The organism is Thermocoleostomius sinensis A174, assembly GCF_026802175.1.
Taxonomy (GTDB): Bacteria; Cyanobacteriota; Cyanobacteriia; order Elainellales; family Elainellaceae; genus Thermocoleostomius; species Thermocoleostomius sinensis.
The window spans coordinates 3,946,292-3,959,616 of the sequence record NZ_CP113797.1 but is presented as its reverse complement, the minus strand read 5'-3'; the positions used below and the strand labels follow the sequence as shown (position 1 = coordinate 3,959,616).

The 13,325-nt window shown below is 49.5% G+C and carries 12 protein-coding genes; 6 read left to right on the top strand and 6 right to left on the bottom strand.

The window, feature by feature from the left end:
• The first annotated feature begins 77 nt into the window (after positions 1-77).
• The 4 genes from OXH18_RS17185 (at position 78) to OXH18_RS17170 (ending at position 4,126) form a co-directional block, all read left to right on the top strand.
• Positions 78-1,037: a glycosyltransferase family 2 protein gene (locus OXH18_RS17185; RefSeq protein ID WP_268608341.1), complete on the top strand. Its 960-nt coding sequence runs from the start codon at positions 78-80 to the stop codon at positions 1,035-1,037.
• A 107-nt stretch (positions 1,038-1,144) separates the two neighbouring features.
• Positions 1,145-1,894, top strand: coding sequence for a DUF561 domain-containing protein (locus tag OXH18_RS17180; protein WP_268608340.1), 750 nt, complete (start codon positions 1,145-1,147; stop codon positions 1,892-1,894).
• A gap of 95 nt (positions 1,895-1,989) precedes the next feature.
• Entirely contained in the window at positions 1,990-2,910 is a 921-nt protein-coding gene (gene cofG, locus OXH18_RS17175; RefSeq protein ID WP_268613204.1) for a 7,8-didemethyl-8-hydroxy-5-deazariboflavin synthase subunit CofG, read from the top strand.
• Between the two features lie 130 nt (positions 2,911-3,040).
• A complete protein-coding gene (locus tag OXH18_RS17170) occupies positions 3,041-4,126 on the top strand; it encodes a 1-acyl-sn-glycerol-3-phosphate acyltransferase (RefSeq protein ID WP_268608339.1) in 1,086 nt (361 codons plus the stop codon).
• 116 nt (positions 4,127-4,242) lie between these two features.
• Here the strand turns inward: OXH18_RS17170 and OXH18_RS17165 are convergent, their stop codons facing one another.
• The 3 genes from OXH18_RS17165 to OXH18_RS17155 form a co-directional block, all read right to left on the bottom strand.
• The gene (locus OXH18_RS17165; RefSeq protein WP_268608338.1) at positions 4,243-5,124 is read right to left on the bottom strand and encodes an inositol monophosphatase family protein; all 882 of its coding nucleotides are present in this window, start codon (positions 5,122-5,124) and stop codon (positions 4,243-4,245) included.
• A gap of 206 nt (positions 5,125-5,330) precedes the next feature.
• Positions 5,331-7,646, bottom strand: coding sequence for a glycoside hydrolase family 31 protein (locus tag OXH18_RS17160; RefSeq protein WP_268608337.1), 2,316 nt, complete (start codon positions 7,644-7,646; stop codon positions 5,331-5,333).
• Positions 7,647-7,683: 37 nt separating this feature from the next.
• Positions 7,684-8,466: an SDR family oxidoreductase gene (locus tag OXH18_RS17155; protein ID WP_268608336.1), complete on the bottom strand. Its 783-nt coding sequence runs from the start codon at positions 8,464-8,466 to the stop codon at positions 7,684-7,686.
• Between the two features lie 306 nt (positions 8,467-8,772).
• Between OXH18_RS17155 and OXH18_RS17150 the strand changes: the two genes are divergently transcribed.
• Both OXH18_RS17150 and OXH18_RS25370 read left to right on the top strand, forming a co-directional pair.
• The gene (locus OXH18_RS17150; protein WP_315874600.1) at positions 8,773-9,204 is read left to right on the top strand and encodes a hypothetical protein; all 432 of its coding nucleotides are present in this window, start codon (positions 8,773-8,775) and stop codon (positions 9,202-9,204) included.
• Positions 9,205-9,353: 149 nt separating this feature from the next.
• On the top strand, positions 9,354-9,506 hold the full coding sequence (locus tag OXH18_RS25370) for a helix-turn-helix domain-containing protein (RefSeq protein WP_315874599.1): 153 nt from the start codon (positions 9,354-9,356) through the stop codon (positions 9,504-9,506).
• Between the two features lie 38 nt (positions 9,507-9,544).
• On the opposite strand, the gene OXH18_RS17145 is transcribed toward OXH18_RS25370, so the two are convergent.
• The 3 genes from OXH18_RS17145 to OXH18_RS17135 all read right to left on the bottom strand — a co-directional run bounded on the left by OXH18_RS17145 (position 9,545) and on the right by OXH18_RS17135 (position 13,273).
• Positions 9,545-11,071 carry a gluconokinase gene (locus OXH18_RS17145; protein WP_268608334.1) on the bottom strand — a complete coding sequence of 509 codons (1,527 nt, stop codon included), beginning with the start codon at positions 11,069-11,071 and terminating at the stop codon, positions 9,545-9,547.
• Between the two features lie 132 nt (positions 11,072-11,203).
• Complete coding sequence (locus OXH18_RS17140; RefSeq protein ID WP_268608332.1) at positions 11,204-12,679, bottom strand: GntP family permease; 1,476 nt, start codon at positions 12,677-12,679, stop codon at positions 11,204-11,206.
• Between the two features lie 288 nt (positions 12,680-12,967).
• Complete coding sequence (locus OXH18_RS17135) at positions 12,968-13,273, bottom strand: DUF3181 family protein (RefSeq protein WP_268608331.1); 306 nt, start codon at positions 13,271-13,273, stop codon at positions 12,968-12,970.
• Positions 13,274-13,325: the final 52 nt, after the last annotated feature.

Below are 13,325 nucleotides of genomic sequence, written 5' to 3'. Positions count from 1 at the left end.
CTCGATAAACCCAACGCCAGAAGCCCTATTCCCGACTCCCGACCCCTCCTCACTCTCAACTTCACTTGGAGCCATTCATGAGTCCTCGCTACTCTATTGTTCTACCAATTTATAACGAGGAAGCCAATCTCCCAGAGCTTTATCGCCGCTTAAGTCAAGTTATAAATTACCTCGATGGAGATGCTGAAATTCTATTTGTAGACGACGGTAGCCGCGATCGATCGCTGTCGTTGATTCGCGATTTACATCATCGTGATCCGCGCATTTGTTATCTCAGTTTTGCACGTAATTTTGGTCATCAAATTGCTGTGACAGCCGGTCTTAATTTTGCCCGTGGCGACGCCATTGTTGTCATGGATTCCGATTTACAAGATCCTCCTGAACTGATTCCAAAGATGGCGGAACGGTGGCAGTGCGGGTTTCATGTCGTCTATGCCCAACGAAACCAACGCCATCGCGAAAGCTGGTTCAAACGACTGATGGCCTACGGCTTTTATCGCGTGCTGCGGCATTTAGCAGATGTAGAAATTCCTACGGACACGGGCGACTTCTGCCTCATGGATCGGCGCGTAGTAGATTTACTTAATGCAATGCCCGAACGCAACCGATATATTCGGGGTCTACGGGCTTGGGTAGGGTTTCGTCAAACTGCGATTCTTTTCGATCGTGATCCGCGCTTTGCCGGGCCTGTGAAATACACCTTTCGCAAATCTCTGGGGTTGGCAATCAACGGTCTGGTGTCTTTTTCCAGAGTACCACTGCGGCTTTCTACCTATTTGGGACTGGTAGCAGCCGCCATAGCCCTACTAATGGCGATTTTAGTAGTATATTGGCGGCTGTTTTCGCCTAACTCTCCATTGACTGGCTATGCCACGATCGTGATTGTTGTGTTCTTTTTAGGAGCCGTTCAGCTAATCAGCATTGGTATTTTGGGGGAGTATATCGGGCGCATATACGAAGAAATCAAAGGTAGACCGTTATATACCCTAGCAGAAGTAGGTGGGTTTCAAGAAGTAAATCGCTGTACGTTGTCATAGACAATGACGCGGCTTTCAAAGCCTGTCTTCTTTCCTCTTCCCCTAGTCTCCGGTTCCCAACAGTGGCACAATGAAGTGACTTCATTTGTTGACCCTTGGAAAGACCCATGATGATTCATCCCAAACTTCAAACAGCGTTTAAGCAGGGAAACGCGCTCAAAATTATTAGTGGTTTGACGAACTTTAATGCCGATCGGGTTGCAGCAACGGTAAAAGCAGCCGATCGCGGCGGCGCCACGTTTGTAGACATTGCCGCTGATCCGGCTCTAGTGCGGATGGCAAAGCAATTCACTCATTTGCCAGTTTGCGTATCGGCGATCGACCCTGAAGCATTTGTGCGAGCAGTGGATGCCGGAGCAGATCTAATTGAAATTGGCAACTACGATGCCTTCTACAGCCAGGGACGCCAATTTGATGCAGTAGAAGTCTTGGAATTGACGCGGCAAACTCGGTTGCTGCTGCCAACGATTACGCTATCGGTAACGGTTCCCCATACGCTGCGACTGGATCAACAAGTGCAATTAGCAGAAGCACTGGTAAAGGCAGGGGCAGATATCCTTCAAACTGAAGGAGGAACCAGCAGCCAACCTGTTCATGCTGGTACGCTGGGCCTAATTGAAAAGGCATCTCCAACACTGGCAGCCACTTACGAAATTTCTCGGGCTGTCGATGTGCCGGTGCTGTGTGCTTCTGGGCTGTCAAACGTTACGGCTCCGATGGCGATCGCGGCGGGAGCGTCGGGTATTGGTGTCGGCTCGGCGATCAACAAACTCAATAGCGAAGTAGCCATGATCGCAGCGGTGCAAAGCTTGGTCGAGGCGTTGTCCAGCGTCAGCCGTGCTTACACCCGCCTGTAACCGTGCAGCCTTTAGTTGATGGGCAAACACAGGAGCTAAGACAACCGGGGGAGCCACCGCCCCCCGTTTATGTCACCTATAGCCCTGCCTATACGATTGTTCCCACCTACGAGTGTTTTAACCGCTGTAGCTACTGCAATTTTCGTGCTGAGCCGGGTCAAAGTGCTTGGCTGACGTTAGAGCAAGCCGACCGTCAACTCCGAGAGTTGCACGATCGCGGTGTGATTGAAGTTCTGATTCTGAGTGGCGAAGTGCATCCCCACAGTTGGCGGCGATCAGATTGGTTTCAGCGGATTTACAAGTTGGCAGACCTAGCATTATCGCTGGGCTTTTTGCCCCATACCAATGTTGGCCCGCTGAGCTACGAAGAAATGGCCCAGCTAAAAGCCGTTAACGTGTCGATGGGGTTGATGCTAGAGCAAATGACTCCAGCCCTACTGAGCACGGTACATCGTCATGCCCCCAGTAAAGTGCCGGCCTTGCGCTTGCAGCAACTCCAGTGGGCCGGAGAACTCCGGATTCCCTTCACCACGGGGCTACTGTTGGGCATCGGCGAAACGGAATCCGATCGTATTGAAACCCTAGAAACGATTGCGCAGGTGCATCGACAATGGGGACACATTCAGGAAGTCATTTTGCAGCCCCATTGCCCCGGTTCTACCCAAGCTTGGCAGGGCGATGCCTTTCCGAACGAAAATCTTGCTACCGTGGTCAAACTAGCGCGTCAAATTCTTCCAGCCGAAATCACGCTACAAATTCCCCCGAATCTGATTGCCGATCGCCAGCAACTATGGCGCTGCTTGCAAGCAGGTGCTCGCGATTTGGGCGGCATTGGCCCTAAAGATGAAGTCAATCCGGATTATCCGCATCCGCACGATGCAGCGCTGGCAGATTGGTTACAAGCGGTAGGATGGCGACTGATTCCTCGCTTGCCGGTTTATCCAGCCTATGATGCATGGCTATCTCCGCATCTCCGCGCACGGGTACAAGCTTGGCGCGATCGGCTTTCTACCTAAGATGAGACCGGCTCTTGAACTCCTTCACCTTTGAACTCCTCTATCTTTTCATCTTTTATCCTTCTAGATAGGGATGTCGTGCATTCATCCGATCGCCTTAACTGGACAAAATAGGAACTGGAATGATTGCATGCGACGTGACGATCGAGGGACTGCCATGATTTCTTCAGACACTTCGCAGCCACTATCGCCCTTACCCGAACCACCCCCGAATCAAATAGGGAAAACATTCGCGCAAACGGGCTACCGCTTTAGCTGGTTTGACTGGTTTTGTCTTTGGTATCCTCCTGGGTGGCTGATTTTATTCAATCGCCACTGGCAGCACTATCATGCTGATCCCGATGGCTGGAGGGGGTTTGAATACTTATTATTTCTAATTCCGGGCGGATTCTATCTAGCGTTATTGATTCGCTGGTTGCGATTGGGTTGCCGGGCGCCGCGTTCCCAGCCTCCGACTATCAATCCCGCTTATCAGCAATCCTTTCGTCAGGAAATTCTGACACCGATCGTCCAGCGCTATTTTCGAGCAGAATTGCATTTGAGTGCCCCCCTACCCGACACCGGGCCATTGATTGTGGTCATGAACCACGCTGGCATGTGTTTCCCATGGGACATGATTAGCTTAGGCGTGCTGTTGAGCCAGTCCCAAGGCTGGTTTGTGCAACCCCTAGCTCACGACATTTTTTTCGATCATCCCTGGCTACGTTGGTGGTTGCCAAGTGGCTGGTCACAGGTATTGGGCGGTATCCGAGCGACCAAAAACGAGTTTGATGCGGCTTTTCAATCGCCCTCTAATCAATCGGTTATCTTGGTGGCCCCAGAAGGTTGGCGCGGGTTGGCCAAAGGCTGGCAACAGCGCTACCAATTGCAGCGGTTTGACCCCAGTTTCATTCAGTTGAGCAATCGTCATCACGTGCCAATTCTGCCAATTGCTTGCGTTGGCAATGAAGGGTTACATCCGTGGACGATGAATGTCAAACGGTTAGCGCGGTGGGTGGGCTTACCCATGTTTCCGCTCTCTGGATTCCTAGGGTTGTTTTTGCTGTTTCCATCGATGGGACTTTGGGCGAATCGCACCCGTCTACGGTACTATGTCCTACCGCTCTATAAACCCTGGAAAACCATCGATCGAGCCACAGGCAACCAATCAACTCGCGCAAGTACCTATCGTCAAGCCCAAGACGTGCGATCGATCATTCAAGCGGCATTGCCATAATAGCTATAGCGACGTTACAACATTCTGTTACAAACTGTCCCGCTCAACTCATTTGATGGGAGGATAAGAAATACTCCATATTGGATCGCCCCTATTTCCCTGCCCGGAGATGGGGGTTACTTTTGGGAAGTTAGCTGAGTCATTTGAATCGCTCGTAAAATGTCCTGATGCACCGACTCGGACACGGCCGTTACTAACCCCCCCCGACGATAGTGGTGGCAGGTGTATAGCGGCGGCGGCGGATTGCCGTCTAAGGTTGTAACGATACAACCAGCTTCCTGGGCCAAAAAGGCTAAGGCGGCACTGTCAATAAACTGACCAGCCCGATTGACAGAGCCAACCACTTCCCCTTGCAAAATACTGCTGAAACCGGGAATTTCCTGCTCTCTGGAATAGGAATTGGCTACATCAATCACCCGATATTTAGGGCGCAACGGTTCGGCCAAGGTTTCCATTCCCCACCCCAAGACGATCGTTTCCCCGCTCGGCGCCAGCTTGAGCGGATGACACGCCTCCAACGTATCTGCCAACGTGCCTTGAAATGTTCCTTGCCCTCGCAAACCGTAATAGTAAATGTTCTGACCCGGCGAAATCGCTAATACAGCTTCAAACTCATCTCGATTTAATACACTCAGAATAATTTGATAGTTAGTATGTCCATCTAGGTAAAAGCGGGTACCATCGATCGGATCAAGGGTCACTAAGTAATCATCCGGTGGACCAAGCTCGATCGATCGAAAATACTTGGTGTTGTAGGTTTGTTCATGTTCTTCGCCATAGAACCGAATATTAGGGAAATACCCTAATAACAACACTTCAACAAACGTTTGAATTGACAAATCTGCATCGCTTAGAGCCGTAGCAAAGAAGTTATCATATCCCTCCTTTTCGGGACGAGTGGCAATTTGAGTTTGAATCTGATGGGCATATGCCGCTGCAACTTTTAGGTGAGGAAGCAACGTTTCCAGAATTAAACGAGGTGTAGGTGTGTGCGACATTGGCGACATTTCCCTTAGTGGTGATAACCAATGTCTACTCTTAGCAGATAAATTCCTTTCGTGCCACCTGCTTAACCGAGAAAATTGACTACTTAGCTAAGAGAACAGGGGTTAGCTTTCGCCACCCTCTACTTTCTAGAGATTCTGGAGGTTTCTAATCCAGTCTCCGGTTTTGCTTGGTGGGCGCTGCTTACCGAGGTTTCTACTTAGATAGAACGCACCTCCAACACTAGATTCGTGTTACCCGCTAATGCTGCCTGAATAGTTTGCTCGCTGTGCCAATTCCCTTGACGATCGAGTACTTCCAAAATCACCCGATCGGTCTCTTGAATGGTACGATACGTCGTCGTTTGCCAAACTCCATTTTTGTAATCAAACGTTTCGCCATCATCTTCATAAAGTGTCCATTGCTCGTTGCCAGGATAGATCTTTAAGGTTAACTCTGTCAGTGGAAGCTCATTTACATGCTGCATCACAGGCTGCATAGGAATGATGGCTCCCGCCTTGGCATAGAGTGGCATTCGTTCCAGGGGGGCATGGGCCAGAATGTGCGTTGGGCCATCATAACGATCGTTCGTCCACCAGTCATACCAGGTTCCTTCTGGTAAATATACGGCTCGACATTCCTGACCTGGGCGGTAAATAGGAGCCGCCATCAGAAAGGGACCCAACATCACCTGATCATGCAGGGCATAGGTGTGGCGATCGTTGGGATAATGGTACAACAACGGTCTCAGAATGGGCGCACCTGTGGTTGCCGCTTCCCAAAACAGCGAATAGAGGTAGGGTAACAATCGATAGCGCAACTCAATGTATTCGCGACAAATGCGCTCGGTTCGATCGCCAAACACCCACGGTTCATGGCGGGCTGTGGTCATGGCTGAATGACCGCGCATCAAGGGATACAGCATTCCTACTTGCATCCAACGGGCAAACAGTTCTGCTGTGGCATTGCCTGCAAACCCGCCAATATCACATCCGACGAAAGGGACACCGGATAGCCCCATATTACAGAGCATCGGCAGTGACGTTTCCAGATGATCCCATAGGGAGTGATTGTCACCCATCCACACTGATGACCAACGCTGTACGCCTGCGAAGCCCGATCGCGTCAACACAAACGATCGCTGCTTTGGACGTAGCTGCTCTAAGGCTTCGTGAGACGATCGGGCCATCATCAAGCCATAGAGATTGTGCACTTCTGTGTGCGTTGTGCGTTCGTCGGCTGCTCCTTGGGGGGCGTCCATTGGAAAGGGGATTTTGTTGCCACCATCGCCAAATGGTCGATCGTCAAGCGCAGGTTCATTCATGTCATTCCAAATGCCTGCTACCCCCACATCGGTAAGGACGTGGTGCTGATTAGCCCACCATTGCCGCACATCAGCACGCATAAAATCGGGAAACACTGCTTTGTCGGGCCAGACATAACCATGAAACAGTTCGCCTGTGGCCCGCCGCACAAAACAATCCTGTTCTAATCCTTCGTCAAAGATTGCATAATCCGCTTCTTGTTCATACTTCACACCCGGATCAACAATCGTAACAACCTTAAATCCATTTACTTTTAGATCACCAATTAATGCTTTGGGATCGGCAAATCGCTGTCGATGCCAGGTAAATACTCGGTATCCCTGCATGTAATCAATATCGAGATGAATCACATCACAGGGAATGCGGCGTTGACGAAACTCGTTCGCTAATTCTCGAACGATCGCTGATGATTCATAGCTCCAACGGCACTGATGATAGCCTAGGGCCCACTTAGGTGGTAAAGGCATATGTCCGGTTAAGTGGGCATAAGTGGCTAAAATTTGCGCAGGGTTTGGCCCATAAATAATGTAGTAGTCCAGTTCGTGGGCATGAGTGTGCATTTGCCAAACACCTGGCTCGCTAGCCCCCATGTCGAACTGACTCCAGTGGGTGGAGTTGAGAAACATCCCATACCCCAAGCCTGGACGCAGCGCCATAAAAAATGGAATCGCCTGGTACATCTCGTCAGTTTGCGAGTTGTAATCCAGCGCATCTACGGTCCAGTTGGTTTTGCGTTCTGCCAATTTATCCAACAAGCCAGTTCGTTCGCCAAACCCATAAAAATGCTCATCTGCCGCAATGTGCTTCCAAGCCGCTATCCCGCTGTCCGACCAACCGATCGCCGGATCAGCATCTTGAGCAAAGGGCATTCCCGTTGGGTCAAGGCAGGTAATTTGACAAGTCGCTCGCTGAATTTGTACTGTTAGTTGTTCTGTCTTCAGTTCGATCGAATCTGCATCCTCTGTAACCTCAACCGAAACAGCAGGCCACTCGGCATCATTCCTGGTCACATTCCACGATCGACGCGGCAGAAACTCACCCGTTGGGGTAAAGCGGACTCGAATTAAGTTGGCTGCTAAGATTGTTACGGTTAAACAGGTTGGGCCGCTGCGGCAATCCACTCCTTGCGAATGCGTTTGCACAGACGCGATTGGATCGGGCGTTGTCCAAGCTTGGGCGGTTGTGGGCAATTGTCCAAAATACTGTGGCATACGAGTTGAGAATTACAAAAAGCATTTACGGGCAAAGTTATCCTTGCAGCAACGATTCACCGCCGTCGATCCATAGTTCTGTGCCCGTGATGTGGCTAGCGGCGTCAGAGACGAGAAACAGCACTAATTGGGCCACTTGATGAGCAGAACCAGGCTTGCCATCGGTCAAAGGAATGCGCCCAGACGGAAACTCTACCGGTTCTTTTTCCTGCTCTACATTGCGTTGTTGGGTACTTTCGTCAATATCCGTTTCGATCGCCCCAGGACAAATGACATTCACACGAATGCGGTACTTGGCAAGCTCTAGGGCTACCATCTTGGCAAACGCCACCTGTGCTGCCTTAGAACAGGCATAGGCCGTTGCACCAGTGTTGCTAAAAATTCGAGTTCCATTCACCGAAGAATTGATCACCACCGCGCCGCCCTGTTGCTTCAAATAAGGAATTGCATATTTCACCGTCAAAAATGTGCCACGCAAATTGGTGTCGATCGTCTTGTCCCATTCATCCGGTTGTAACTCCTCAATAGGTGCCCAAACGCCATTGATACCTGCATTCGCAAACACAATATCAAGACGTCCAAACGTAGCTACTACCTGCTCGATCGCCTGTTGCATCTGGTCTGGCTGAGAAATATCGGCAACAGCCGTCATCGCTTCGCCCCCCTGTTGCTGGATCTGTTCCACTGTTTGTTGGCTTTCGGCTGAATTCCGGTCAATCGCCGCAACTCTCGCTCCTTCTTTCGCCATTAGCAACGCCGCTGCCTTTCCGATTCCTGATCCTGTACCTGTAATTAGCGCTACCTTTCCCGCCAGTTGCATATTTAATCCTCACTCTTGCTCGCAACAGGGTTAAACCGCAGCATACCGCCCTCTACGCTAGCGATCGTAGGCAAGCTTAGCGTCCCCCCAAAGAGAGATTTGAAGGGTGTTGAGGGTTAAGGGTTGGAATAAAACGTCATCTTTATGTATTCCCAATAGCCGATTCCCTATTCCCTATCCAGAAACCGATCGAGCTTCTCTCCCGCGCCTGAGAATCCACTCCTCAAACCTCTGCCCCAGGAACGATTTAGTCGTGTAATCAAATGCAGTAGAACTAGAATGCCAATCTTACTAAGACTGTATCCTATGAGACTAAATAGATTTGTAAAACCCCTCTCGATCATTGGACGCTGCATGGCTGTTGCCCTGCTTTGTGTATCGGCGATGACGCTTGTTTGGCAAAGTGGATTCTCAATGACGGCTATGGCTGAGCCGACTAGCACTCTGATTGCATCAGCGAATGATGTCCAAGACAAAGCTCGCGAAGATGCGGGTCGCACCAAAAGCTTTGTGCGTGAAACAGCCGATAAGCTAGAAGAAACAGCCTATAAGAATGCTGACCGTGTGGATGATGCAACGGACAATGGCAGTGCTATTGGACGTAAAGCTCAGCGTGACGCTGCCCGCATTGAGAAGCGAGCCGAAGAAGATGCAGCCCGCACTCAAAAGGCGATCGACGACACGAAGAATGTTGTTGAACGTGCCGTTGACAATATTAGGGACACTTTTAGCAACTAGAACTTAACCATTAACGTGAAAAGGCAATAGCTAGCCTTTTCGAGCGTCTCCTTTATTGGGTAATTAAACCGTATCAATAAGTTCATACCTGCTCATTTTCGACGCAGTGGTCTTCCAGGAATCACTGATTCGAAGAGCAGGTTTTATTATTGCTCGTCATAGCAGAACGGGCACGGCTATTGTTAGAACGTCGCGATCAAACCATTGCTGATACTGCCCTAGAATGTGGCTTTGGCAATCAAAGTCATTTGATCAAACAATTCAAGGAATTCTATGGTATCACGCCTAAAAAAATGTCGTGATACCATTCAGCGTACCTTCTAGCGGAATAGGTAGGAACTTATCGCAGTTGATTGAGTAGCGAAAAGTCGTTGACATTGGTGCGATAAAGTCGATCGTAAATATCGAACAATTGATGATAGCGGTGCGTGTAATCTAGATGAGGATGATATCGATCGCCTGCTTGAATCAGGGATTCTACATTTTCTAGTTGGGAAAGCTGTCCCACTGCGACCATTGCCAAGACAGCCGCCCCAAAACTGCTGCCTTCATAAACTTGTGGGACAACCACATCATAACCAAACACATCGGCTGCCATTTGTAGCCAAATGCCCGATCGTGCAAATCCACCCGACGCGCGAATTTCCTCAGCCGGATTTACTAAGTCTTGCAACGCCAAATTGATACTATACACACTGAACAAAATTCCCTCTAAAACGGCACGAATGAAGTGGGCGCGATGATGATGCAGCCCAACTCCAAAGAAAATTCCGCGCGCTTCTGCGTTCCAGTAAGGGGCCCGCTCTCCAGATAAAAACGGCAGACAAATCAAACCCTCTGCCCCCAATGGAATTTCTGAAGCAGCCTTGATCATAATTTCGTAAGGATCGGCGTTCATTTGTTTAGCCAACGTTACTTCGGTTTGGCAAAACTCGTCTCGCAACCAGCGCAGCACAATGCCGCCATTGTTAGACGGGCCACCGATCACCCAATGATTTTCGGTGAGAGCATAGCAGAAGGTTCGTCCTTGTGGATCGGTCAAGGGAGTAGGAACAACCGTGCGCACGGCTCCGCTAGTTCCCAAGGTGATGGCCACTTGGCGTGGATTGATCGCGCCTACGCCCAAGTTGGCTAACACTCCATCGCTGGCCCCAACCACCATCGGCGTGTCAGCATCGATACCCATTGTTTCGGCATATTCGCGCTTAAAGCCCCGCAGCACATAGGTCGTAGGAACCAGTTCGCTTAAGCGATCGGGAGCAATTCCCACATAGTCTAGGGCTTCTGCATCCCACTGTTGCTGTTTCAGGTTAAATAACCCTGTAGCCGAAGCAATCGAGTAGTCTACAATAAAGCGATCGAACAGCTTATAGAAGATATATTCCTTAATAGAAATAAACCGGGCGGCTTGCTGAAACATTTCGATGGCTTCTTCGCGCATCCATAGCAGCTTTGTCAAAGGCGACATGGGGTGAATGGGAGTACCTGTGCGTCGATACAGCGCTTGCCCAGTTCCATCTTGCTTGAGGCGCGTAGTTTGCGCAATGCTGCGGTTATCAGCCCAAATGATGGCAGGTGTCAAGGGTTGTCCTTCGGCATTCACAGCAATCAAACTGTGCATCGCTCCACTAAAGCCGATCGCCGCCACCTCAGATTTAGCAATATTGGCCTGTCGCACCGCTTCCCGCACTGCCAACAGCACATCGCTAAAAATTTCTTCTGGATCTTGTTCCGCCCAACCGGGACGTGGAACCGCGATCGGATAGCCGCGATTGCTAATGCTTTTCATTTCGCCAGTCACGCTAAAGACGATCGCTTTTGTACTGGTTGTGCCAACATCGACGCCAATGAAGTAACTGTTGTTCATCGTTGGATACTATAGTGCACGCCATTTAGATTAGGAGAAGGGGAGGGAGTAGAGAATAGGGAGTATGTACTCCTGCTACAATTCATCCCGAATTACTAATTTCCGATTACCAATTACCAATTAGCCCGGAGATCAAACAAAGAAACTAATAATCAACGCAATTAAGAAACCCACACCACCCAAAATGGTCTCTAGCACTGTCCAAGACCGCAGTGTGTTCTTTTCAGAAATGCCTAAATATCGGCTGACTAGCCAGAATCCAGAGTCATTGACGTGGGAAAGAACAGTAGCTCCTGATGCAATGGCGATCGTAATTAGTCCCAACATGGGGGCAGAATAACTGCCGCTTTCAATCACGGGAGCCATTAGCCCGGCGGCTGTCACCATAGACACCGTAGCTGAACCTTGCGAGACGCGCACGGCGGTTGCAATTAGAAAAGCTAGCACAATGATTGGCATATTAAAGGCAGTCATCGCATTGGCTAAGGCATCACCCACTCCGGTTGCTACCAGCGTTCGCCCAAATACACCACCTGCACCAGTAACGAGAATAATCAGCCCGACTGGCTCTAGGGATTTGGTGGCAATTTCTTGAATTTCACGGCGCGAATAACCACGACGAGTTCCTAATGTATAGAACCCCAACAATGTGGCAACGAGGAGTGCGAAGAAGGGATGCCCAATGAAGTTCAAGAAGTTGCGTACAGCATTGCCTTCTGGTAACAGCACACCCGATACGGTATTGAGCAGAATCAACACGAGGGGAATGGCAATTAACCCTAATACTAAGCCGAAGCTGGGTAAGTCTTTGGCTCTAGGATGATCAGTTTCAACGGGGTAATTGGTCTCAACCCGCTCTTGCGTGGCGACAGCCCGTCCTTGGGGTGCTAGGGCAGACTGCTCGTGTGCTGCGATCGTTTCTGGTTCGTCGTTATCATCAACCGCCGAGATGTTGTAGTTCTCCAGAATCATATATTCTGGTACTTTGGCGTGAATTTGCTTGGAAATGTAATTGCCAAATAGAATGCCTCCGGCAATCATAGCGGGTATGCCAGCAATCAATCCAAACAAAATCACCCACCCTAGATCGGCTCCAATCAGAGAGGCCACAGCAACCGGACCCGGAGTAGGAGGAATGTAGCTATGACCGATCGCCAAACCCGCCGCCAGTGGGATGGCATAGTAGAGCAGCGATCGCCCGGTGCGCTGAGTTAAACCGTAAACCAGCGGAATCAAAATAATTAACCCCACATCAAAAAAGACGGGAATCGAGACGATCACACCCGTCAACCCCAAAGCCCAGGGTGCTCTCTCTTCGCCAAACTTGTTGACTAAGGTTCGGGCTAGCTGTTCGGCGCCTCCCGACACCCGCAACATTTCGCCTAGCATCGTGCCAATGCCTACAACAATGGCAATAAAGCCAAGCGTATTTCCCATGCCCTCTTGCAGCGTTTGAGCGATTTCATTTAAGGGAATTCCAGCCGCGATCGCGACAAAATAACTAGCAATCAGCAATGCAAGGAATGCTTGCATTCGCAGTTTAATGACTAAAAACAGTAACAGTGCGATGCCGATTACCGCAATCAGAATTAATACACCCGGTGACATAACAACATCTGAAAAATCAACCAATATCCCTAACTTTAGGGAGGTACTGCACCGAAAACATCGCTCTAAATGTATAGTCAGAAACAGTTTTAGGTAAAGAAATATATCAAGAACGAACTACTAGTTGGAATGGTTTCAGATATTTTTTACAAAAGTTATGAAACTGTATAGAGATACTGTGAATGAACCTAAAAACTAACGATCAAGGAGTGTGATGAAACAAACATGAAACAAATAGGGTGAGCATTGCCCACCCTACTAACTGAGTTTCGTTGCCTTCAAAGAGTGCTATAAATCGCGCTGAAACTCTTCAAGCACATCCATTAAATGGACTTGTGCCTGCATTGGCAATAAATCTGATAAAGGAACCTCCAGCTTGCCGCCGCCTAATTTGACGGAAATTTGCTTTAATACCTCAAGCACTTGGTTTTCTTGTAAACTCCCGGCGGTGATCATGGGATAGAGTTGTTCGGCTAGGGGAGTGTGGAGGTGAGCATCGCGCAAATAAAGATGCCATTTGGCAATATCAATGTAGACATTTTCACCGATCGCCGCCGCTAATTTTTCAATCGTTTCAGTGCTGGAATATGCCATAGGATACAGACCCTCTATGATTTCGATGGGAGATTATCTGGCTTCTAAAGTC

Coding starts and splice junctions, on each gene's coding strand:
- OXH18_RS17185 (WP_268608341.1), top strand. CDS start 78: ATGAGTCCTCGCTACTCTATTGTTCTACCAATTTATAACGAGGAAGCC.
- OXH18_RS17180 (WP_268608340.1), top strand. CDS start 1,145: ATGATGATTCATCCCAAACTTCAAACAGCGTTTAAGCAGGGAAACGCG.
- OXH18_RS17170 (WP_268608339.1), top strand. CDS start 3,041: ATGCGACGTGACGATCGAGGGACTGCCATGATTTCTTCAGACACTTCG.
- OXH18_RS17165 (WP_268608338.1), bottom strand. CDS start 5,124: ATGTCGCACACACCTACACCTCGTTTAATTCTGGAAACGTTGCTTCCT.
- OXH18_RS17160 (WP_268608337.1), bottom strand. CDS start 7,646: ATGCCACAGTATTTTGGACAATTGCCCACAACCGCCCAAGCTTGGACA.
- OXH18_RS17155 (WP_268608336.1), bottom strand. CDS start 8,466: ATGCAACTGGCGGGAAAGGTAGCGCTAATTACAGGTACAGGATCAGGA.
- OXH18_RS17150 (WP_315874600.1), top strand. CDS start 8,773: ATGAGACTAAATAGATTTGTAAAACCCCTCTCGATCATTGGACGCTGC.
- OXH18_RS17145 (WP_268608334.1), bottom strand. CDS start 11,071: ATGAACAACAGTTACTTCATTGGCGTCGATGTTGGCACAACCAGTACA.
- OXH18_RS17140 (WP_268608332.1), bottom strand. CDS start 12,679: ATGTCACCGGGTGTATTAATTCTGATTGCGGTAATCGGCATCGCACTG.
- OXH18_RS17135 (WP_268608331.1), bottom strand. CDS start 13,273: ATGGCATATTCCAGCACTGAAACGATTGAAAAATTAGCGGCGGCGATC.